The following is a 21,070-nucleotide window of genomic DNA, read 5'->3' as shown; positions in this document are numbered from 1 at the left end:
AATCTGTTTCCTCTGGTTAACAAGCAGAGCCCGCTGACCGCCCCGGGAGAGGCGGTCAGATGCTGCTTGCTGACGGGGTCCAGATCACGAACATGGGTATTTGCCCCTCAACGAAGGTGCGAATTTCTGTATATGAAACAATGATCTTCGATCTCGAAACCAAGCGGCAACAAAGCGCGACTCCAAGCGGCATGATCCGGATACGGGCCGCAAGCAAAGTTGACGTAACGAAAACAGCCGGTACGAAAATGGAAACGAAATCGAACGCACTGTCCTGGGTTCTCAGGATCAGCATCGCGGCAGTGGTCATCGGCGGCGTCGGCACGGTTGCCGGCAACTCGTTGACAAATCTCGGCGCGATGACGTCAGGCGAGATTTCGACCCTGCATGCCGCACTGTTTTTTGCCACGGTCTGGATTGTTTCCAGCCTGCGCGTCGTTCGGCTCAAGGCCCTCTGGCGGGTCGGTCTTAAGCTGACGGGAATGCGCGGCCCCTCCGGCAACTTGCTGCCGAGAGGACCGAAGGCCCGCGCCGCAGCGGGGGGCTCCGTGAGCGGCGCGGGCACTTCGGGAGTATCCTGAAGTGACCTGCAACACACAAATGGGGAACTGATACGATGAACACGAAATTTGCCGCTTCGGTGCTTTCTGCACTGCTTTACGCGCAGGGCCTGCTGGGCTTTGCCGCCGTTGCCACCGTGCTGCTCAGGGACCGCGCCCATGCGAGCGAGCTCAGCATGGGCAATGACATCCCATCGGGTCCCTCGCTGCTGGTGGTGCGCTGATCGTCAGGAGCATCGGATCCAGGTGGAAACTCCGATGCTCGAACGAAGAGATGGCGTCAGTGCCCAGCCGTCAGTCGACGAATTGCTGCGGCGGATCAAACCGATAGCCGGCGCCGCGAATGGTGGTGATGGTGTCGGTGTCGAGCTTGCGGCGCAGCCGCACGATGCGCGAATCGATCGAGCGATCGAAGGCGTCGGCGTTTTCGGCAGGTGCCGCGGCAATGATATCGTCACGCGTCAGCACCTTGCGCGGACTGGCCAGGAACAGCCTGAGCAGCGCCACCTGACCGGGCGAAAGCTGCTCTTCCGTGCCGGACCGATGCATGACCATGGCCGATCTCAGATCGACGGTCGCGTTCTCCAGCACGATCAGTTCCTGCGTGCCCCTGCCGCGTCGCGAAAGCAAGCCTCCGACACGGGCGGCGAGTTCCCTGACATTGAGTGGGCTCTCGACGACGTCGGCCGCACCAAGCTCGAGCGCCAGCACCTTGTCGACGAGATCTGCCGGCCGGCAGATCAAGATGAAATCCGGTCCGCCCTCGCCACCATGGCGCTTGAGCAGATCCCGCCCCTCCGCCTGGCTGACGCTGTCGCCGATGACGACGACGTCGATGCCCTTTCCCGACAGCAGCGACTCAGCCTCCCATGGCTGCCGCGCCTGATGCACATCGTGGCCACGCCGCTCGAGATGGTCGGCGAGTTCGGTCGCGACCACTTCGGCGACCGAAACGAGCGCAATGACGGATCGTGCGGCCATATTTTTCAACCGTTCCCTGGCAACTAGATATGAGTGCTGGACATCATGTTTATACCCAATCTACTTTCCACTGAAAGTGGGAGCGAGAGCATCGTGCGGGCAAGAATTGTCATCGTCGAGGATGAGCCCGACCTGAGGGACGCGGTCGCCGAATATCTGGGCGCCGCCGGCTATGACGTGGTCACCGCCGAAAGTGCGGCCGCCGCGCGCAGCCTTGTTGAAACGCAGTCGTTTCATCTCGCCATCCTCGACATCGCCATGCCGGGCGAGGATGGCCTCTCGCTCGGTCGCTGGCTGCGTTCGCGGCTGCCGATCGGTATCATCTACGCGACAGCCGCCGGCACCGCGCTCGACCGCATCGTCGGGCTGGAACTCGGCGCCGACGACTACATCGTCAAGCCCTACGAATTGCGCGAAGTGCTGGCAAGGGTCCGTAGCGTGCTGCGCCGGGTTCCTCAGCCGCAGGAGCTTCAGGGCAAGAAGGCCGCGACGGATCGGCGTTCCGTTGCCTTTGGCCCTTTCCAGGCCGATCTCGACGGCAGGCTGGTCACCGGCGCCAATGGCTCGGTGATCGACATGGCCAAGAGCGAGTTCGACGTGCTGGAGGTTTTCCTGACCCGCGCCAACCGGCTGCTGACCCGCGCCGCGATCTCCGAGGCGATCGGCTTCACCGAAGACCCGGACTCGTCGCGCGCGGTCGACATTCGCATCATGCGGCTGCGCAAGAAGATCGAGACGGATCCGGCCAATCCGAAATTTCTGCGCACGGTGCGCGGCGAAGGCTATATCTTTTCGCTGCCGACCGGCGACGGCAACTGAGCATCGAGCCCAAAGAGGGGTCAGGCTCGCAGCCGTCGCCCGCCGATCGACTGGCCCTGGAATGACGGCAGAAGATGATCGCTGAAACAGCAAACACGGATATGCAAGGGCTCAGGCAGGGCGCGGCGATGGCGGCCGTGCGCGTCGTTCGCCGGCTGCGCGAGGCCGGCGACTGGCAGCGCGAGATGGAGGGCATCCTGGAAACGCTCTGCCGGGCCATAGAATGCCAGCGCGGTATCCTGTTTCGCTTGCGCGAGCTGCCCGGCCAGGGCTTCGCCCAGTCGGTCGCCGCCTATTGGATCGACCCCGACTTCGGCGGAGAACTGGCATCGCCAACCGTCATCATGCAGTCGGTCGTCAACTCGGATCCGCTGCTGGAGCGGGTGGCCGAGGATGAACGGCAAGGCAAGATCTTCGCCGGTCACACGCGCGATCTCGAAGGCTTCCTGAGAACCGACTTCGAAAAGCAGAACATCAAGTCGTTCCTGTCGGTGTCGGTCTTCGCGCATGGCCATCTGTGGGGCACGCTGGCGGTCAATGACTGCGTCGACGAGCGCGACTGGACCGACGAGGAGGAGGCGACGCTGCACATCATCGCGCTCGCCATCGGCGACGCCATCGAGCGATCGCCCTCCGACGCCCATGCCAGCGAAGTCATTCGCCGCACCATGCTGCAGGCCTCGCTCGACGCCATCATCGTCATCGACGAGGCCGGGTCGATCATCGAATTCAACCCTGCCGCCGAAAAGATGTTCGGCTTCCAGCGCAGCGACATCCTCGGCAAGGACCTGCTCGACACCGTCGTGCCCGAATACTACCGCAAGGGCTATTCTTCGGGCGCCGACTATATGTCCGGCCGCGGCGCGCCTATGGTTGGCCAGCGGCTAGAGACCGTGACGCAGAATGCGGCCGGCGAGGTGTTTCCGATCGAGCTGACGGCGACCGAGATGCGGGTCGCCGATCGCCGACTGATCTTCGGTTCGATCCGCGATTTGCGCGACAGGCTACGCGCCGAGGAGGAGATCGGTCGCCAGCGCGAGAAGCTGCACCAGAACGAGAAGATGGCGGCGATGGGTTCGTTGCTGGCCGGCGTCTCTCACGAACTCAACAACCCGCTGGCCGTGGTGGTGGCGCAATCGACGCTGCTGCACGAATTCGCCTCCGATCCGCAGACCAAGGTACGTGCCGAGAAGGTGCGTGCCGCCGCCGAGCGTTGCGGCCGCATCGTCAAGAGCTTCCTGTCGATGGTCCGCCTTCATCCTGCAGCCCAGGCCGAGACCGACCTCAACCAGGTGATCCGCGCTGCCCTCGAGGTGACCGCCTACGGCGCGCGATCAAGCGGCATCATCATCGACACCGATTTCGCCGCCGGCCCGCTGCTGGCCATGGCCGACGCCGACCACGTGACGCAGGTGGCGGCCAACTTCCTCATCAACAGCCAGCATGCATTGGCCGGCATTGCCGGCGACCGGCTGATCAAGGTACGGACGTTCCGCAGTGATCGGGGCAACCCCGGCTTCTCGGTCGAGGACAATGGCCCCGGCGTGCCGGAAGCGATCCGCGGCCGCATCTTCGAATCCTATTTCACCACCAAGCCGGTCGGCGTCGGCACCGGCATCGGCCTGTCGATCTCGAAATCGATCATCGAGCGGCACAATGGCAATGTCTGGTTCGAGGAAGTGATACCGAGGGGAGCACGCTTCGTAGTCCAGCTGCCGGCCATTGCGGCCGGCGCCGCCAGCGCCGGCGAGAACCAGCCGCGCTCGAGCGGCTTGCGTCATGCCTTGATCATCGACGACGAGCCGGATGTCGCCGGCTCGCTCTCCGACATCCTCGAATTGATGGGCATCAAGTCGCGGATTGCACCCGTCTGGGAATCAGGCACCATCACCTTGGGCGGCCACATGCCGCCCGATATCGTCTTTTCGGACCTGCGAATGCCCGGCATCAGCGGCATATCGATCTATCGCGAGCTGCTTGTCGAAAGGCCCGACCTGGCGCAGCGTTTCGTGCTGGTCACCGGCGACCTGATCGGCGCGAAAGCCGAAATCGAGGCCTTGCCGGCGCAGCAGCGGCCGCAGATCCTGGAAAAGCCGTTCAGCACTTTGGATGTACGCAGCGTGCTGTCCGCCATTGCCGAACAGGCGGCATTGAAAGGATAAAAAGAGGCCCCCAGCCGGGCTCGTGGCAGGGGGCCGAAGAAGAGCGCGCTGGAGGGAGCGCTCGGGGGAGGTCAGAGCATGATCCCAAAGAGGGAACCGGTTTCGGGATCAGGCTTTGACAAAAATCAGAAAACGTTCGGCGTGCTGGTCAACGGCGCAGCATTGGCGATCATGCGGATCGCGCGGATCTTGTGCGCTCCTGACTGCTCGGCGATGGCGCGCAGGCAATCCATGCTCTCGGCGCCCCAGGCCTGCCCCTTGCAGGCGAAGTCGATCGTCGGCATCGGCAGGCGCGCGGTCCTGGTCGTCGTCTGCGCGCCGTCGACGAGGTTGGCTGGCGGATTCAACGAAGCGAAGGCCGGCCCGACTGTCGGCGCGAACGCCATGCCGATGAAGGCGCAAGCAGCCAGCAGAATGAACATAGCCATGGGATGGTCGCTGGCCTGCTGGCGCAGCGCCAGTTTCGGACGGCGGTCATCGCGCTCTGGAGCCTGGAGGAGGCGCTCGCCACGGGTCGTGTTGATTTTCGCATACATCGCCGTTCCCTTCGCTAAGTTTCTTTTTGGTGATGAAACGAACTTAGCCGCACTGTGTAACCGGGCTAGGGTGGTGCAAGTCTGACAATGTAACCGGTCTGAAACAGTATTTCGGGCAGAATCGGGCAAAACCGGTCACAGCGTTTCGCACATCCTCTCGAAGAATGAGTCTTCGCCCGATTCCGGCCCTGATTGCTCTGGCCAAGCGCCGCCGCAGCGCGGCCCCAAGCCGACGACCGGCAATCCCGTTCCCGCCCCCGCAAGGCGCTTTGTCCGCCGCTCCGTCCGCCTCGCAAAGTCGTGCCGGGACAGTGTCCCTGAAAACGTGACTAACACGCGGATTCTCCGGGATTTTCCGAGCCGACAGCCGCGCGGATTCTGGCTCCAGACGGCATAGGAATTCCGCCCGGGAAACCTTCCGATTTTCACAAGCCATTGCATTTCAATGAAAAATATGCTTTTATTGAATGAGTATTCAATAAAAAGAAGAGACGTTTTATGAACCCGCACCTCCGTGACGTGGCGATCCCCAACGATTGGGACCGGCGGGGACTGCCGGGTTGGAGTTACCATTCCGATGCCCTTCTCGAACTCGAGAAGGAGCACGTCTTCCGCAACCACTGGCAGATCGTCGGTCATGTCTCGGACATCCCGAATGCCGGCGACTACCTGACCATGGATGTGGTCGGCGAGCGCGCCTTGATCGTGCGCGGCAAGGACGGCGTCGTGCGCGGCTTCAACAACATGTGCCGCCACCGCGGCAGCCGCGTCGTCGCCGACAGCCAGGGCAATTGCAAGAATGCGCTGGTGTGCCCGTTCCATGGCTGGGTCTACAATCTCGACGGCACGCTGCGCGGTGCCGCGCGCCCGCGCTCCTTTCCCGATCTCGACAAGACCGAATTCGGCTTGATGCCGCTCGATCTGGAAATCTGGATGGGTTTCATCTTCATCCGTTTCCGCAATGGTGGGCCGCAGCCTTCGGTCGCCGAGTTGATGAAGCCGATCGAGCCGGAATTCGCGCACTACAACGCCGCCGAGATGGTGCCCTCCTGGGGCATCTGGACCCAGAAGACGCCGGTCAACTGGAAGTCGGTGCGCGATGTCGACAATGAGGGCTATCACGTCGCCATGGCGCATCCCGCGCTGCAGGATCTCTATGGCGCCACCTATTTCGACGAGCCGTTCATCAACGGCGTGTCACGCTCCTTTGCCACCTACAATCCGCATGCCGGCCGCCGCTGGAGCGTCAAGAACTATGTCAAGATCGCGCCCGAGCCGACGCATCTGCCCGACTATCTGAAGAAGGCCTGGGTCTATTACGGCATCTTCCCCAATGCGGTCATTTCGGTGATGCCGGAATCGGTGCAGTTCTATCAGGAGTTTCCGCTGTCGACCGGGCAGACCCTGCTGCGCGGCGCCATCTACCGCTACCGCGACGAGAGCCGCGAGCAGGCCGCCGCCCGCTACCTCTCTTTCCGCATCGATCGCGACACCATGTCGGAGGACGTCCAGCTTTCGGTGTGGTCGAACGAATCCATGCTGTCCGAGGCCTTCGAAGGCTTTTATCTCTCCGACCTCGAATATGGCGTGCGCACCCATCACGATCACCTGCGCAAGATGCTGCCGGTGCTCGGCCTGGAAACCGCGCCCGAGGAGAAGGACATGTGGAATCTGAACGACGCGCTCAGGTCGCGGTCTTAAGGGCAGACGGCGATCAGAGTTCCTCTCCCCGTGCTACGGGGAGAAGGGAGAATTCACCCCCGCCACACGCCTTCTTTCGTCAGATCATCCATCGTGCGCGAAATGCCCTCGCGCAAGATGCCGACCATGTCGTCGATCTGCTCGCGCGTGATGACCAATGGCGGCGACATCACGCACATATTGATCAGCGGACGGACCAGCAGGCCGAGCTCATGGCAGTGCGCGTCGATGCGCTTGCCGACATTCTTGTCGAGCTGCAGCGGGTCCTTGCTTTCGCGGTCGGCCACGCATTCGACACAGCCCATCAGCCCGAGGCCACGCACCTCGCCGACCAGCGGCAGCTCTTCCAGTTTCTTCAACTGCGCCTGGAAATAGGGTGCGACGTCCTGCGTATGGGCAAGCACGCCCTCTTCCAGCAGGTCGAGGTTTTTCAGCGCGACGGCGCAACCGACGGGATGGCTGGTGTAGGTCAGGCCATGGCCGAAGATCGCGTCGGGATGGTTCGACCGGCGCAATTCTTCCAGCAGCCGCTCCGAGATGATGACACCGCCGAGCGGGAAATAGCCCGAGGTGACGCCCTTGGCGAAGGTGATCATGTCGGGATCGATGCCGAACATGTCGCCCGAGGCAAAGACATGGCCAAGCCGGCCGAAGGCTGTCACCACCTCGTCGGAGACATAGAGGATGTCGTTGTCGCGGCAGATCTCGCGGATGCGCTTGAGGTAGCCGTCGGGCGGCACGATGACGCCGCCGGACGCCTGCACCGGCTCGCCGACGAAGGCGCCGATCTTCTCAGCGCCGACTCGGTCGACCGTGTCGCGGAACTGATCGACCAGGAAATCGGTGAAGGCGGCAAGGCTCATACCGTGCGGGCGGCGGAACGGGTCGGGTGAAGACAGCTTGATAACCAGCTCGTCGGCGCCGTCCATCCAGTCGTGGTCGCGCGGTCGGCCATTGAGCGAGGCCGACAGATAGGTCGAGCCATGGTAGGCGCCGCCCCGGCTCAGGATCAGCTTCTTTTCCGGCCGGCCGCGCACATTGTTGTAGAATTGCATGAAGCGCAGCGCCGTCTCGACGGCCGAAGAGCCGCCGGTGGTGTAGAAGACATGGCTGAGATCGCCTGGCGCATGGCCGGCGATGCGCTGGGCAAGTTCCGCCGACGGCGCGTTCATCGTGTACCACGGCGTGTTGTAGGACAGCGCCATCGCCTGGTCGTACATCACCCTGGCGAGTTCCTCGCGGCGGTGGCCGACATTGACGCACCACATGCCGGCGGGCCCGTCGATCAGCCGCTTGCCGGTGCTGTCGGTGATGTAGATGCCGTCGCCTTCGCCGATCAGCGTGCGCGCTTCGGCACCGACCGAACCGGCATAGGGCCAGGGCTGGATCAGATGGCGCATGGCCAGCTCGACGGCATCGTCGTCGCCGACATCAGCCGTTTCGCTCGCCCTCAAATCTCTCACAGCAGCCACAATAGCCTCCACATCATCTCGCCCAATTTTTCTCGGGCATGAAATTCAGCGTCAAATGCCGGAAATGGCGGCTTTCTTCACTTCATTTTGAATGTCCGTTCAATCAATATTACAGAAATAGCGCTTGATTTCAATCCGCCGATGCGCGCATGATCAAAGAAAGCCGGCAAGCCAAAACAAAATTGGGAACAGGCGCCGGCGCCAGCACAATGGGATGCCGTATGGCGGGACAGTCCAGGCCAGCAACCGAGATCACACCCGGAGCCCTGCAATGACGGCGGCGGCGGAAGGGTCGCCCCCGTGGCGCATGACGCGGGCCAGACGAAATGCCCTTCTGCAATCCGAACCCGTACAGGGCCTTGCTCTTATCAGCCCAACCTTTCTCTACGCGCTCATCCTTCTTGTCCTGCCGATCCTGGTGGTCATTGCGCACTCCTTCTGGACGCAGAACTACCTGACCATCGACCGCACTTTCACGCTGGAAAACTACCGCATCGCGCTGACCGAGCCGATCTACCGGGATCTGTTGTGGCGCTCTCTCTACATCTCGCTGACGGTCAGCCTGTTCACCGTCATCCTGGCCTATCCGATCGCCTACTTCATTTCGTTCCACGGCGGTCGCCACAAGAGCCTGTGGCTGTTCCTCATCACCATCCCGTTCTGGACCAGCTATCTCCTGCGCGTCATGTCGTGGAAGGTCATCCTCGGCTACAACGGCGTCCTGAATTCCGGCTTGATGGGTCTCGACATCATCGACGAACCGTCGACCGCCCTGCTCTACAACTCAAGCGCCGTCATCATCACGCTCACCCATGCCTGGGCGGCCTTCGCCATCCTGCCGATCTTCGTCTCGCTGGAAAAGGTCGACCGCACGCTGGTCGAAGCAGCCACCGATCTCGGCGACGGCCCACTGCGCTCATTCTTGCGCGTTACCTTGCCGCTGTCGGCGCCAGGCGTGATTTCTGCGGCCTTGATCGTCATGATCCCGACCGTCGGCGACTATGTCACGCCGAAGCTGGTCGGCGGCAAGGACGGCGTCATGATCGCCAATGCCATCCAGGCGCAGTTCGGCAAGGCCTCCAACTGGCCGCTGGGCGCGGCCCTGTCCGTCACCACCATGCTGATCGTGACGCTGATGGCGGGCGCCACGGTGCTCATCATCCGCGCTCTGCAGAGGCTGGCGCGATGACGGCGGTGCGGCGCTTCCTGTCCGGCGGCTGGCTGCCTGCCTACGCGTTTCTCTACGTTGTGTTTCTCTATCTGCCGGTCATCTTCCTGCCGATCTTCTCGGTCAACACGGCGGCGACACCGAAGTTCCCGCTCTCCGGCTTCACCTTGCATTGGTACGAGGACCTGCCCCGCACCCCGGCTTTGCTCGACGCCGCCTGGAACAGCCTGATCGTCGGCGTGTCGGCCGCGATCCTCTCCACCGTGCTTGGCATCCTCGCCGCGCGTTCGATCACCCGCTACCGCTATCCCGGCCGCCGCACCATCAACGGCCTGATCATGGCGCCGCTGGTGCTGCCCGAAGTGATCGTCGCCATCTCGATGCTGCTGGTGATGCTGCAGCTCGGCTTGAGCCTGTCGCTGTTCACCGTCGTGCTCGGCCATGTCCTAGTCTGCATCCCCTATTCGATGACGGTGCTGACCTCCGGCTTCGAGGGTTTCGACCGTAGCCTGGAGGAAGCCTCCGCCGATCTCGGCGAAAGCGCCTTCGGCACGTTCCGGCGGGTGACGCTGCCGATGGTGGCGCCGGCCATCATCTCCAGCCTGCTGGTCTGCTTCACCATCTCGCTCGACGAGTTCATCATCGCCTTCTTCCTCACCGGGACAGAGGCGACGCTGCCGATATACATCTGGGGCCAGTTGCGTTTCGCGGCGAAATTGCCCGGCGTGCTGGCGCTCGGCACGCTGTTGCTGGTTGCCTCCTTCTTGCTGATGACAATTGCCGAAATCCTGCGTCGCCGCGCCGCCAGACGCACCCAGAATGAGGGAGGCCTCTATGCCTGAGCAGCCGCAAGTCGAGCGCTCCCAGTCCGATAGGCCAATGATCGAGATCCGCAACGTCACCCGCAGCTATGGCGCGTTCAAGGCGCTCGACGACGCCTCATTGACCATCAAAGAGGGCGAATTCTTCTCGCTGCTCGGTCCGTCCGGCTGCGGCAAGACCACGCTGCTGCGCATGATCGCCGGTTTCGACAATCCGACCAGCGGCTCGATCACGGTCGGCGGCCAGCCGATGGAAGGCATCCCGGCCAATCGCCGGCCGACCAATATGGTCTTCCAGAGCTATGCGATCTTCCCGCATCTCAATGTCGAGCAGAACGTTGCCTACGGGCTGAAGCGGCTCAAGCTGCAAGGCGGCGAGGAGAAACGCCGCGTCGAGGAAGCGCTGGCGCAGGTGTCGCTGACCGGCCTCGGCAAGCGCCTGGCCACAGAACTTTCCGGCGGCCAGCGCCAGCGCGTGGCGCTCGCCCGTGCGCTAGTCATGCGGCCCAAGGTGCTGCTGCTCGACGAACCGCTGTCGGCGCTCGACAAGAAACTGCGCGAGCAGATGCAGGTCGAGCTGCGCCGCCTGCAGCAGGCTGTCGGCATCACCTTCGTGCTGGTCACCCACGACCAGTATGAGGCGCTCGCCATGTCCGACCGCATCGCCGTGATGTTCGGTGGAAAAATCGCGCAGGTCGCCTCGCCCAAGGAAATCTACCAGCGGCCGGTCAATCGCCAAGTCGCCGACTTCCTCGGCGGCATGAACTTCGTCAAGGCTGAGATCGTCGAGGAGAATGGCGCCTCATTGGTTGTCGACACGCTGGGCTTCGGCCGCGTCAAGACCGACAAGCCCAAGGCCTTCGTGCGCAATGGTGGCGCAGCCACGCTCGGCATCAGGCCGGAACGCCTGCGCGTGCTGTGGGACAACGCGACGGCCAAGTTCGAGGTCGCAGGCAAAGTCGTTGAACGCCACTATTTCGGCGAGATCACCCATTTGATCGTCGAGATACCGGGCCTGGAAAAGCCGCTGTCAGTGACCGAGACCAACGATTTCGGCGCCGACGACATCCCGGTCGGCACCTCGATCCGCCTTGCCTACGATCCCGAGGCGCTGGTGGCGATGGCCGATTGAAGCTCGGCCATGATCTTGCGCGCGGCGATGCGCCCGGCAACGATGGCGCCTTCGACATAACCCGGAAATGACGGCGACAGTTCTGAACTGGCGAAATACACCGGCGCAGCACCGGTCAGAAGCGTGCGCTCGGCGTCGGTTGCCTTCGCATCGATGATGAGATCGCCGTAGGCGCCGCCGCTCCAGCGGTCATCCGTCCAGTCGCGATAGCTGAGATCGAGGATGCCGGCCGCCTCGGGCCCCAAGGCCTCCACCAGCTTTTTCGCTATTTCGGCGCGCAGTGCCGCATCGCCGAATTCGCGCCAGCGCAAGGCGAGCGGCCCGCCGACGAAGACCACCAGCGCGGCGTCATCGTCGTCCTTGCTGACATCACAGGCAAAAAGCCCCGGCAGGTCGCGCCACATCACCATGCCGCTCAGGCCTCGGTCGCGCCAGAAAGCGGTGGGATAGCGCACCAGCACCTTGATCACCGCGCCGCTTTGCCAGACCGCCAGAGCTCTTTGCAGGCCAGCCGGCAGCGGCGGCGCAAAATCCAGTTTCGCGGCCATCGTCGGCGGTACGGCGATCAACACCGTCCGCGCCTCGATGGTGCCCGCCGCCGATGCGAGACGGACCCTTCCCGGCCCATGTTCGATCCCCGTAACCGCTCTGCTCAACCGCAGCCGGTCGCCGAGATCGAGAGCCAGATCGTCGGCCAGCGCATGCATGGTTTCGCGCACGAAATACTGCAGCTCCGTCACCTCGTTGGTGATGCGCCGGTCATTGTCGATCAGGTGCCACAACGGCAGCTTTTCCAGAGCCTGACACCACAGGCCTTCGATCATCGAGCGGAACACCGCCTTGGCGTCGTCAGGATCGCTCTGGCCAGCGAGCCATGTGGCTACGGTCAGGCCGGCAATTGCCGGATCATCAGGCGAGATCGCATTCATGCGGTCGCGGATCGCCATCGAGCCGGCATAAGTTCGTTCCGCCTCCCTCGCAGACATCGCCGGTTGGGCGACGAAGTCGCCATCCAGATAAGTCTCGACCAGCGTCTTGCCGCGCGCCGCGACGAGGGCCATCAGCTCCGGCATGTCCTCGCACAGGAACTGACCGCCGCTGTCGACGCGCTCGCCAAGCCCATTCTGCCTGGACTCGACGCGCCCGCCGACGCGGTCACGCGCTTCGAGCAGCCGGAAGTCGATGCCGACCGCCTTCAGCTCGAGCGCTGCCGACAGGCCGGTAAAGCCGGCACCGACGATGACGACGTCGGTTCTTTGCGGTTCGCTCGTCAATAGCCGGCCTTGATCTTCTCGAACTCAGCGACCATGCGCTGCTTGAGCTCCGGCGCCACCGGCTGCTGGAACAGCGTCTTGTCGAGGAATTTGTCGAGATTGTCGAAGCCGCGGTCGACCAGCACCTTGTGGTCGATCGCCGCCATGCCGGCGCCATTGCCATGGCCATACCCGAAGGTCTTGACCAAGTAGTCCGACACGGCGGGTGCATTGACGGAGTTCAAGAAATCATAGGCTTCGTCGAGCTTGCGCGGCGCATCCTTCATCAGCACATAGCCGCACACCCAGGTCGAAATGCCTTCCTTGGTGTCGCGGTTCATGGCGATCGGCATGCCTTGCCCCTTCAGCGTCACGAAGGTCTCGTTCCAGCCCCAGACGAGGTCGACCTCGTTGCCGATAAAGGCCTGGTTGAGGTCGGTGTCGTCGGTCCAGTAGAAGCGGATGTTCTTGTGCACGTCGCGCAAGAAAGCGGATGCCTCCTGGAACTGCGCATCGGTCATCTTGGTCCAGTCCTTGAGGCCGATGACGAGGCTCGCCAGCGCATAGGCGTCGTCGACATTGTCACCGATGGTGACGCGGCCTTTGAAATTGGGATCGGCAAAAATCCTGAGCGACTGCGCCTGTTCGGCCGTCACCTTGTCGGTGCGGTAGAGCAGCGAGGTGTTGCCCCAGTCGAACGGCATGAACCAGGCCTTGCCGTCGGCGGTGGTGGCGAGATCCTTCATCGCCATGATCCCGGGATTGAGGTCCTTCCAGCCCATGATCTTCGACGTGTCGAGCGGCTGCAGCATGCCGGCCTCGCGCCACTTGACCACGCTTTGCGAACAGGGGTGGGCAATGTCGGCCTTGAAGCCCGCCCGCATCTTCTCGAAGGCTTCGTCCTCGTCACCAAAGAAAGCGAAGGTCGGTTCGGCGCCGTATTTGGCAGCGTAGGTGGGGTGCAGCAGCGGATCTTCATAGCCCGACCAGTCGAACACCACGAGGTCGCCACCACCCTCCGCCAAGGCATGGACGGAGCCTGCGCCGATCAAACACGCGGCGGCAAGGGCAAGGCGGCGTAGCACTGACTTCATGGCTCGAAAACTCCCCCGTCGCGAAAAAGGTTGCTGCGACGTTAGGAGAATTCGGCTTCTTTGGCGAGCCCGTCCGCCCGCCATGTCGACGGGCGGACGGACCGGCGAGACAGGCTCAATAGCCGGCTTTGATCTTCTCGAATTCGGCGATCATCTTGAGCTTGAGTTCGGAAGGAACCGGCGACTGGAACAGCGTCTTGTCGACGAATTTCTGCACGTCGTCATAACCCTTTTCCTTCAGCACCGCCTGATCGACGCCAGCCATGCCCTTGGCATTGGCCTGGCCATAGCCCCAGTCCTTGACCAGCACCTTGGCGGTCTCCGGATCGTTGACGGCGTTCAGATAGTCATAGGCCTTGTCGATATTGTCGGGCGCGTCCTTGAACAGCACGTAGCCGCAGACCCAGGTCGAAATGCCTTCGTCGGTGTCCTTCTTGGACATGATCGGCACACCGGCCGCCACCGACTGCACCGTCGCGTCATTCCATGCCCAAGCGAGGTCGACCTCGCCACCGCTCAGCAACTGCACGACGTCGGTGGTGTCGGTCCAGTAGGAGCGCACGTTCTTGTGCACCTGGCGCAGGAAATCCGAAGCCTGCTTGAACTGGTCGTCGGTCATCTTGGTCCAGTCCTTGAGGCCGATGGCCAGACTGGCAAGCGCATAGGCGTCGTCGACATTGTCACCGATCGACACCCTGCCTTTGAACTTGGGATCGGCGAAGGCCTTCAGCGACTGCACGTCCTTGGCGTCGATCTTGGAGGTGTTGTAGGTGAGCTGGGTGTTGCCCCAATCCCAAGGCATGAACCACGCCTTGCCGTCCGGCGTGGTGGCAAGATCCTTCATCGCCATGATGCCGGGATTGAGGTCCTTCCAGCCCGTGATCTTCGACGTGTCGAGCGGCTGCAAGAGGCCCGCCTCGCGCCATTTCACCACGCTCTGCGAGCAGGGATGGCCGAGGTCGGCCTTGAAGCCGGAGCGCACCTTCTCGAACGCCTCGTCTTCGTCGCCGAAGAAGGCGAAGGTCGGCGAGTCGCCGTTCTTCTCGACATATTTCGGGTGGAAGCTCGGGTCTTCGTAGCCGGACCAGTCGAACACGATCAAGTCCTTGTCGGCGGCGACCGCAAGTGCGGCGGCCGATGCCGCCAGCGTTCCGGCCAGCGCCAAGGTCAGTGTCAGGCGTCTCGTCAGTGTTTTCATTGTTCCATCCTCTGTGGTTTTCTTATGGTTTCGCCGCGCCGGCCGCCTTCCACGGATAGTGTTTGGGGAATGCCGCCGACAGGAATTCATTGGCCGCCTGCAAGGCGGTTTCACGGGTGGTGTCCTCGGTGCCCATCATCAACCGCAGCCACAACCCTTCGGTCATGGCACTGAGTGCCAGCGCCATGACCTGCGGCTCATAGGCATAGTCGCCGCTCTGCTTCAGCGCCGCGCAAAGGTCGATGAAGATGTTTTGGTAGACGGCATCGCGGGCACTGCTCAGCGCCTGATAGGTCGGCCGCGACTTGGCCTCGCCCCAGAAGGCGCACCAGGCGGCGAGCTTGCGCTTGTTGCAGATCGAGCGATCGAAATCGGCCGCGACCAGCGCCTGGAGTTGCCGAGCGGGATCATCGCCCGCCTTCTGCAGGGCATTGCGCCAATGCGCCGAGTACTCGTCATACATATGCTGCAAGGTCGCGATGAGCAGCTTTTCCTTGCTCTCGAAATGGAAATTGACGATGCCGCGCGACAGGCCCGCGCCATCGGCGACATCGGCCATCGTCGTCTCCGAATAGCCGCGCTTGGCCAGTGAATCGATCGTCGCCTCGATGAGCTGAAGCTGCCTGACCTCCTTCGAGGCCTTGCGTCCGCGCTTCTCGGATTCAGCTTTCCGCATTGGTTCAAGGAGGGTTTCCCTGGCGTCTGCCGTCTTCATGGGTCTGATGGTCTCCAGCATCGCCGGCTATCCAACCGGCTTCCGACCGCGAAGATGAGTGGGACGGTGTTCGCCACTGTCAAGCACCTTCTGCATGGCTTCCCAGGTTCGTATGTTCTTGTCGACATAGGCGGCGCCGACCACCGCGGCCACAGTCGGATAGAGCGGTCCTTTCAGCCTTTCCAACTCACCACGCGCGACGTCGCGATACCAGGGATTGCGGTCCTTGACGGTGACATCGGCAAAGCCGGCCCGGCGCATCGCCTGCGCATAGCGGGAGGGCGATGCCATGGCGAAGGACAGGCCTTCGGCGGCGATGTAGGCCCTCATCTCGGGCGACGGTTCGCCGTCATGCGAGATCATCCAGTTGGAGGCGGCAAAGACACCGCCCGGCTTCAGTACGCGGAAGATTTCGGCGAACAGGCCATCCTTGTCGGGCACATGCAGCAGCGCATCCTTGGAGAAGACGACATCGAAGGAATGGTCGGCGAAAGGCAGCGAGCCCGGTGGCGCCTGGATGAAGCTGACACGATCCGCGAGCCCACGCGCGGCGGCGCGGCGCCGGGCTGTCTCGATCACCGGCTGTTCGACATCGAAGCCGGTGGCGTGGGCAGCGCCATGGCGCTCGACCAGATGAAGCGTGATGCCGCCCGAGCCGCAGCCGATGTCGAGGATTGTCTTGCCCTGGAGCGAGAGCCCTTGGACCACCCGATCGACCTCGTCCGGCCCGCCCGGCGACAGGTAGCCGTCGCCCCACAGCGCTTCGAGGAAGCGGATGGCGGTGTCGTCATACTCAGGCTCGGCAGCTGCCGTTTCGATCATCGCACCTCGGCCCCGTCAGCCGATTTGAGCACTTTCGATTGCCGGCAAAGCGTAGCGCATACAGGGTAAAACGCAACACCATTTGTTGAACATTCATTCAATATGGCTGGACAAAATGACGGTTGCCATGCCAAATTCCGTTCATTCGGGAACAGATCACGCAAAAATGAAGAGCGGGTCGCACGGGAAGACTGGGCCAAAATGAAAGCTTGGGATGCGATCATCATCGGCGGCGGACACAACGGCCTGGTCAACGCCTGCTATCTGCAGCGCGCCGGCCTAGACGTGCTGGTGATCGAGAAGAACGACTGGATCGGCGGTGCCGCCACCAGCCGGGAATTGACGCCGGGCTTCCTCTATTCCAACTGCTCCTATGTCTGCTCGCTTTTTCGCCCCGAGATCATGCGCGACCTCGAATTGCCGCGCTTCGGACTGCAGGTCATCTCCTATGAGGGCGGCGCGGTGTTCACGCGTGACGGTGACTACCTCGCCAACTACCGCGACCACGATGCCCACCGGCGCGAGTTCGCCCGCTTCTCGAAGCGCGATGCCGAAGCCTATGACCGCTACGCCCGCGACGTGACGCGGCAGTGCCGCTTCATCCAGCCGCTCCTGATGCGCACCGCACCCGATCCAACCAGCCTGCGGCCACGCGACGTCGGTGAACTGCTCTATCTCGGCAGGAAATTCGCCGGCCTTTCGGCGCAGGAAATGGCGCTGACGCTGCGCTTCTGGACCATGTCGATCTCGGAGTTCCTCGACGAATATTTCGAGACCGACGTCATCAAGGCGAACTTCGCATTGTCCGGCATCATCGGCACCGCGCTCGGGCCGATGTCGCCCGGCACCGCCTACGTGCTGCTGCACCACTATATGGGCGAGGTCGATGGCTCGGTCGGCGCCTGGGGTTATGCGCGCGGCGGCATGGGCGCGGTCACCAAGGCGCTGGCCGCGTCGTTCAAGGCGTCGGGCGGCACCATCCGCACCGGTGCCGAGGTCGACCATGTGCTGGTTGGCAGGGGCAAGGCCAAGGGCGTGGTGCTGGCCGGCGGCGAGGAGATTCATGGCAAGCTCGTCGTCTCCAATGCCGACGTGAAGCGCACCTTCCTGAAGCTGGTCGAGGAAAAGGAACTGCCCGATATTTTCCTGCGCCGGGTCAGGAACTTCAAGATCCGCGGCTCGTCCGGCAAGGTCAACATCGCTCTCGACTCGCTGCCGGAATTCCCGGCGCTGCCGAAGGATTCGCCGGTCTATCGCGGCGACATGCATTTCACCGATTCGATGGAGCGCATGGAGCGCGCCTATGACGACTGGAAGGCCGGGCGCTGGTCGGCCGATCCGTTCCTCGACATGGTCATTCCAACGACCCTCGACCCGACCATGGCGCCGGCCGGCAAGCACTTCATGAGCTGCTTCGTGCAATACGCGCCCCCCAGGATAGCAGGAGCCGAGTGGACCGATGCCGACCGCGACGGCTTTGCCGAGAGCGTGATTTCGCAGATCGCGGAATACTCGCCGGGCTTTCGCGATCGCATCGTTCATATGGAAGTGCGCACGCCGCGCGAGATCGAAGCCGAGGTCGGCCTCACCGAAGGCAACATCTTCCAGGGTGAACTGACCTTCGACCAGCTTTTGTTCAACAGGCCCGTGCCGGGTTACGCGCAGTACCGCTCGCCGGTCGGCGGCCTCTATATGTGCGGCTCCTCAACCCACCCCGGCGGTGGCGTCATGGGAGCGCCCGGGCGCAACGCCGCGGCGGAAATCCTGCGCGACCTCGCCAAATCCACCTCGCATATGAGCGCTGCCCATGACGTCATCTGAGACAATCGTCATTGGCGGCGGCCACAACGGCCTCGTCGCCGCGGCCGCGCTGGCGAAAGCCGGCCGGAAGGTGCTGGTGCTCGAAGCCGGAAGCGAAGTCGGCGGCGCCGCGCGCACCGATGAATTCGCGCCGGGCTTTCGTGTCTCGTCAATCGCCCATCTGCTGAACCGGCTGCATCCCGATGTGGTCAAGGCGCTGGACCTGGACAAGCACGGGCTGCAATTCGCGCGCGCCGACTTCATGCCGTCGGTTGCGCTGTCGAGGGACGGCCCGCCGCTGGCCTTGCATGGCGCCTATGGCGAGGTGCTGACCGGCGCCAACTCGTCCGAGCAGTCGACCTGGAAGGAGCTGCGCGCGCAGCTGCTGCGCTATGCCGGCATATTGAAGCCGTTCCTCTCCCGCCGCCCGCCCGATCTCGCCGGCATGTCGCTGATCGAGACCGCCTCGCTCGGCCAGACCGCGCTGGCGCTGAAGAAGCTCGGCAAGGAAGACATGCGCGACTTCCTGCGCGTGCTGCTGATGAATGTTGCCGACCTGCTCGACGAGCAGTTGGCTGATATCAGGCTAAAAGGCCTGCTCGCTTTCGATGCGACGCTGGGCAGCCATCTCGGCCCCCGCTCGCCGACCTCATTGCTCGGCCTCTACTACCGGCTGGCCGGCGAGACCGGCGGCAAGGCCGGCGCGCAGATACTTCCGCAAGGCGGCATGGGCGCGGTTGTCGCTGCCATCCAAGCCGCGGCGGAAAAGGCCGGCGTCACCATCCGCACGTCGACGCCGGTAGCGAAGATCATCGTCGAGAAAGGCCGCGCAGTCGGTGTTGCGCTCCACACTGGCGAGGTGCTGCGTGCCAGGACGATCGTCTCGGCCATCAATCCGGCGACCACCTTCCTCGACCTTGTCGGGCCGCGCGAGATCGATACCGGCTTTGTGCGCAAGGTGAAAAACATTCGCATGAAAGGCGATGCGGCCAAGCTCAATCTGGCGCTCGACCGGCCGCCGCTATTCACCGGCGTCGATGCCGCCGGCCACAAGGGCCGCCTGGTGATCGCACCCTCGCCCGACCATGTCGAGCGCGCCTTCAACCCATCCAAATATGGCGAGTTCTCACCCGAGCCGGTGATGGAGATCACGCTGCCCAGCCTCGCCGACCCGTCGCTCGCGCCGAGCGGCGCCTGCGTGCTGTCGGCGGTCGTGCAATACGCGCCCTACGCGCTGAAAGAGGGTTGGGATGCCGGCAAGCCGAAATTCCTCAAGGCGATCATGGCCCAGCTCGAAGCCTATGCGCCTGGCATCGGCAAAAGCGTGGTCCACGCCGAGCTTCTGACGCCGGCCGACATCGAAACGCGCTACCGCATGCCGGGCGGCCACTGGCACCACGGCGAATTGCAGGCCGACCAGATGCTGATCTCGCGACCAGTGTCCGGCTGGTCGGGCTATGACACACCACTCGAAGGGCTGTTCCTGGCCAGCGCCGGCTCACATCCCGGCGGCGGCGTCTCCGGCGCTCCCGGCCTCAACGCCGCGCGACGCATCATTGCGATGAAGGGGTAAGCCATGGCCCAGTCAACCAGGAAGAAGCCCGTCTCGAACACAGTCAGCGCGGCTGTTTCCGCCCGCATCGCCGCGCAGGACCATTTCCGCACGCTGCGGCTTGGCACGCCGTTCCAGCCGCGCATCGACGCGCTGGCCAAGACCCAGGACTGGTACAATTGGGCCGGCTACCGCGCGCCACATTCGCTGTGGGACGAGGAACTCGAATATTTCGCCATCCGCAGCCAGGCCGCCCTGTTCGACATTTCGCCGATGACCAAATACCGGATCGAAGGGCCGGACGCCGAAGCCTTCCTCGACCGCGTCACCTTGCGCGATGTCACCAAGCTGAAACCGGGCCGTGTCCACTACACGGCGTGGTGCGACGACGAGGGCTTCGTCCTCGATGACGGCACGCTGTTCCGGCTGTCGCCGACACGCTTCCGGCTGTGTTCGCAGGAGCGGCATCTGCCGTGGCTGCTCGACAGCGCGATTGGCTTCGATGTCACCGTCGCGGAGGAAACCGAGACCGTCGCCGGGCTCGCGCTGCAAGGGCCGACCTCGTTTGCGGTGCTGCGTGATGCCGGCTTCAGCGGCGTCGAGAAGCTGAAAATATTCGACCTCGCCGATTTCCAGCATGATGGCGGCACCGTCGGCATTTCTCGCACCGGCTTCACCGGCGATCTCGGCTACGAACTGCTCGTCTCGGCCGATAGGGCGCTCAGCCTGTGGGACCGCTTGATGGCGGCCGGCCAACTGCGCGGTATCCGCGCCATCGGCTACACCGCGCTCAATCGCGCCCGGCTCGAAGCCGGGTTGATCGTCGCCAATGCGGATTTCACCACAGCCGAGCACGCCATCCGCGCCGATCGCCTGCGCATGCCGGACGAGATCGGCCTCGGCTTCATGATCGATCCGGAGAAAGGTCATTTCAACGGTCGCCGCGCCATCCTCGAAGCCCGGGCGAAACGCAGGCTGCGCCACGTGCTGGTCGGGCTGGAGATCGAAGGCAACATCCCCGCCGAACACGCCATCGTCTACCACAAGAAAAGCCAGGAGGTCGGCCTGGTCAGCGCCGCCATGTGGTCGCCAATGGCCAAGCGCAACATCGCCATCGCCTCGCTGGCGCGGCCGTATGGTGACACCATGGTCGAGGACCTCTGGGTCGAGATCTACGCCATGCGCGAGCTGCAGTATCAGAAGCTGATGAAGCGGGCCAAGGTGGTGGCGCGGCCCTTCATCAAGCTCGACCGCCGCACTGCCAATCCGCCGGCGGATTTCTGA

Annotated in this window: 19 protein-coding genes; 11 read left to right on the top strand and 8 right to left on the bottom strand. The window is 63.3% G+C overall.

The window, feature by feature from the left end; genetic code table 11:
• Positions 1–59 precede the first annotated feature (59 nt).
• Positions 60–581: a hypothetical protein gene (locus tag AC1DYW_RS23585; RefSeq protein WP_457151569.1), complete on the top strand. Its 522-nt coding sequence runs from the start codon at positions 60–62 to the stop codon at positions 579–581.
• Between the two features lie 35 nt (positions 582–616).
• Positions 617–784: a hypothetical protein gene (locus AC1DYW_RS23580; protein WP_457151570.1), complete on the top strand. Its 168-nt coding sequence runs from the start codon at positions 617–619 to the stop codon at positions 782–784.
• A gap of 70 nt (positions 785–854) precedes the next feature.
• On the opposite strand, the gene AC1DYW_RS23575 is transcribed toward AC1DYW_RS23580, so the two are convergent.
• On the bottom strand, positions 855–1,541 hold the full coding sequence (locus AC1DYW_RS23575; protein WP_457151571.1) for a winged helix-turn-helix domain-containing protein: 687 nt from the start codon (positions 1,539–1,541) through the stop codon (positions 855–857).
• A 45-nt stretch (positions 1,542–1,586) separates the two neighbouring features.
• Between AC1DYW_RS23575 and AC1DYW_RS23570 the strand changes: the two genes are divergently transcribed.
• Entirely contained in the window at positions 1,587–2,360 is a 774-nt protein-coding gene (locus AC1DYW_RS23570) for a response regulator (RefSeq protein ID WP_477227782.1), read from the top strand.
• Positions 2,361–2,434: 74 nt separating this feature from the next.
• Entirely contained in the window at positions 2,435–4,522 is a 2,088-nt protein-coding gene (locus AC1DYW_RS23565; protein ID WP_477227781.1) for a PAS domain S-box protein, read from the top strand.
• Positions 4,523–4,647: 125 nt separating this feature from the next.
• On the opposite strand, the gene AC1DYW_RS23560 is transcribed toward AC1DYW_RS23565, so the two are convergent.
• Positions 4,648–5,058, bottom strand: coding sequence for a hypothetical protein (locus AC1DYW_RS23560; RefSeq protein ID WP_457151574.1), 411 nt, complete (start codon positions 5,056–5,058; stop codon positions 4,648–4,650).
• Positions 5,059–5,556: 498 nt separating this feature from the next.
• Between AC1DYW_RS23560 and AC1DYW_RS23555 the strand changes: the two genes are divergently transcribed.
• A complete protein-coding gene (locus AC1DYW_RS23555) occupies positions 5,557–6,759 on the top strand; it encodes an aromatic ring-hydroxylating oxygenase subunit alpha (protein ID WP_477227780.1) in 1,203 nt (400 codons plus the stop codon).
• A gap of 53 nt (positions 6,760–6,812) precedes the next feature.
• Here AC1DYW_RS23555 and AC1DYW_RS23550 read toward each other — a convergent pair whose 3' ends face one another.
• Positions 6,813–8,231, bottom strand: a complete 1,419-nt coding sequence (locus AC1DYW_RS23550) for an aminotransferase (protein WP_477227779.1) — start codon at positions 8,229–8,231, stop codon at positions 6,813–6,815.
• A gap of 271 nt (positions 8,232–8,502) precedes the next feature.
• On the opposite strand from AC1DYW_RS23550, the gene AC1DYW_RS23545 reads away from it, so the two are divergent.
• The 3 genes from AC1DYW_RS23545 to AC1DYW_RS23535 are packed head-to-tail and all read left to right on the top strand — an operon-like array spanning position 8,503 to position 11,352.
• Positions 8,503–9,420: an ABC transporter permease gene (locus AC1DYW_RS23545; protein ID WP_477227778.1), complete on the top strand. Its 918-nt coding sequence runs from the start codon at positions 8,503–8,505 to the stop codon at positions 9,418–9,420.
• Positions 9,417–10,241 (top strand): ABC transporter permease, encoded by an 825-nt coding sequence (locus AC1DYW_RS23540; RefSeq protein ID WP_477227777.1) that lies wholly within the window; start codon positions 9,417–9,419, stop codon positions 10,239–10,241. The genes AC1DYW_RS23545 and AC1DYW_RS23540 overlap by 4 nt, the downstream gene beginning before the upstream one ends.
• A 37-nt stretch (positions 10,242–10,278) precedes the next feature.
• Positions 10,279–11,352 (top strand): ABC transporter ATP-binding protein, encoded by a 1,074-nt coding sequence (locus tag AC1DYW_RS23535; protein WP_477227839.1) that lies wholly within the window; start codon positions 10,279–10,281, stop codon positions 11,350–11,352.
• On the opposite strand, the gene AC1DYW_RS23530 is transcribed toward AC1DYW_RS23535, so the two are convergent.
• The 5 genes from AC1DYW_RS23530 to AC1DYW_RS23510 form a co-directional block, all read right to left on the bottom strand.
• Complete coding sequence (locus AC1DYW_RS23530; protein ID WP_477227776.1) at positions 11,316–12,626, bottom strand: flavin monoamine oxidase family protein; 1,311 nt, start codon at positions 12,624–12,626, stop codon at positions 11,316–11,318. The two genes, AC1DYW_RS23535 and AC1DYW_RS23530, sit on opposite strands and share 37 nt — an antisense overlap.
• On the bottom strand, positions 12,623–13,699 hold the full coding sequence (locus AC1DYW_RS23525; protein WP_477227775.1) for an extracellular solute-binding protein: 1,077 nt from the start codon (positions 13,697–13,699) through the stop codon (positions 12,623–12,625). Before AC1DYW_RS23525 ends, AC1DYW_RS23530 begins: the two co-directional genes overlap by 4 nt.
• 115 nt (positions 13,700–13,814) lie before the next feature.
• Positions 13,815–14,897 (bottom strand): ABC transporter substrate-binding protein, encoded by a 1,083-nt coding sequence (locus AC1DYW_RS23520; protein ID WP_477227774.1) that lies wholly within the window; start codon positions 14,895–14,897, stop codon positions 13,815–13,817.
• 22 nt (positions 14,898–14,919) lie between these two features.
• Complete coding sequence (betI, locus tag AC1DYW_RS23515; RefSeq protein WP_477227773.1) at positions 14,920–15,633, bottom strand: transcriptional regulator BetI; 714 nt, start codon at positions 15,631–15,633, stop codon at positions 14,920–14,922.
• Positions 15,634–15,639: 6 nt separating this feature from the next.
• Positions 15,640–16,434, bottom strand: a complete 795-nt coding sequence (locus tag AC1DYW_RS23510) for a class I SAM-dependent methyltransferase (protein ID WP_477227772.1) — start codon at positions 16,432–16,434, stop codon at positions 15,640–15,642.
• A gap of 201 nt (positions 16,435–16,635) precedes the next feature.
• Between AC1DYW_RS23510 and AC1DYW_RS23505 the strand changes: the two genes are divergently transcribed.
• From AC1DYW_RS23505 to AC1DYW_RS23495, 3 genes are read left to right on the top strand one after another with little or no spacing between them, the layout of a single operon-like run.
• Positions 16,636–18,255, top strand: a complete 1,620-nt coding sequence (locus AC1DYW_RS23505; protein ID WP_477227771.1) for a phytoene desaturase family protein — start codon at positions 16,636–16,638, stop codon at positions 18,253–18,255.
• A complete protein-coding gene (locus AC1DYW_RS23500) occupies positions 18,242–19,807 on the top strand; it encodes a phytoene desaturase family protein (RefSeq protein WP_477227770.1) in 1,566 nt (521 codons plus the stop codon). The genes AC1DYW_RS23505 and AC1DYW_RS23500 overlap by 14 nt, the downstream gene beginning before the upstream one ends.
• Before the next feature lie 3 nt (positions 19,808–19,810).
• Complete coding sequence (locus tag AC1DYW_RS23495) at positions 19,811–21,070, top strand: aminomethyl transferase family protein (protein WP_477227769.1); 1,260 nt, start codon at positions 19,811–19,813, stop codon at positions 21,068–21,070.

Source organism: Mesorhizobium sp. P2_D5 (assembly GCF_056404355.1).
The sequence above is the reverse complement of the archived record's forward strand: the minus strand, read 5'-3'. Positions and strand labels throughout refer to the sequence as shown.

Coding starts and splice junctions, on each gene's coding strand:
- AC1DYW_RS23585 (WP_457151569.1), top strand. CDS start 60: ATGCTGCTTGCTGACGGGGTCCAGATCACGAACATGGGTATTTGCCCC.
- AC1DYW_RS23580 (WP_457151570.1), top strand. CDS start 617: ATGAACACGAAATTTGCCGCTTCGGTGCTTTCTGCACTGCTTTACGCG.
- AC1DYW_RS23575 (WP_457151571.1), bottom strand. CDS start 1,541: ATGGCCGCACGATCCGTCATTGCGCTCGTTTCGGTCGCCGAAGTGGTC.
- AC1DYW_RS23570 (WP_477227782.1), top strand. CDS start 1,587: ATGTTTATACCCAATCTACTTTCCACTGAAAGTGGGAGCGAGAGCATC.
- AC1DYW_RS23565 (WP_477227781.1), top strand. CDS start 2,435: ATGATCGCTGAAACAGCAAACACGGATATGCAAGGGCTCAGGCAGGGC.
- AC1DYW_RS23560 (WP_457151574.1), bottom strand. CDS start 5,058: ATGTATGCGAAAATCAACACGACCCGTGGCGAGCGCCTCCTCCAGGCT.
- AC1DYW_RS23555 (WP_477227780.1), top strand. CDS start 5,557: ATGAACCCGCACCTCCGTGACGTGGCGATCCCCAACGATTGGGACCGG.
- AC1DYW_RS23545 (WP_477227778.1), top strand. CDS start 8,503: ATGACGGCGGCGGCGGAAGGGTCGCCCCCGTGGCGCATGACGCGGGCC.
- AC1DYW_RS23540 (WP_477227777.1), top strand. CDS start 9,417: ATGACGGCGGTGCGGCGCTTCCTGTCCGGCGGCTGGCTGCCTGCCTAC.
- AC1DYW_RS23535 (WP_477227839.1), top strand. CDS start 10,279: ATGATCGAGATCCGCAACGTCACCCGCAGCTATGGCGCGTTCAAGGCG.
- AC1DYW_RS23525 (WP_477227775.1), bottom strand. CDS start 13,699: ATGAAGTCAGTGCTACGCCGCCTTGCCCTTGCCGCCGCGTGTTTGATC.
- AC1DYW_RS23520 (WP_477227774.1), bottom strand. CDS start 14,897: ATGAAAACACTGACGAGACGCCTGACACTGACCTTGGCGCTGGCCGGA.
- betI (WP_477227773.1), bottom strand. CDS start 15,633: ATGCTGGAGACCATCAGACCCATGAAGACGGCAGACGCCAGGGAAACC.
- AC1DYW_RS23510 (WP_477227772.1), bottom strand. CDS start 16,434: ATGATCGAAACGGCAGCTGCCGAGCCTGAGTATGACGACACCGCCATC.
- AC1DYW_RS23505 (WP_477227771.1), top strand. CDS start 16,636: ATGAAAGCTTGGGATGCGATCATCATCGGCGGCGGACACAACGGCCTG.
- AC1DYW_RS23500 (WP_477227770.1), top strand. CDS start 18,242: ATGACGTCATCTGAGACAATCGTCATTGGCGGCGGCCACAACGGCCTC.
- AC1DYW_RS23495 (WP_477227769.1), top strand. CDS start 19,811: ATGGCCCAGTCAACCAGGAAGAAGCCCGTCTCGAACACAGTCAGCGCG.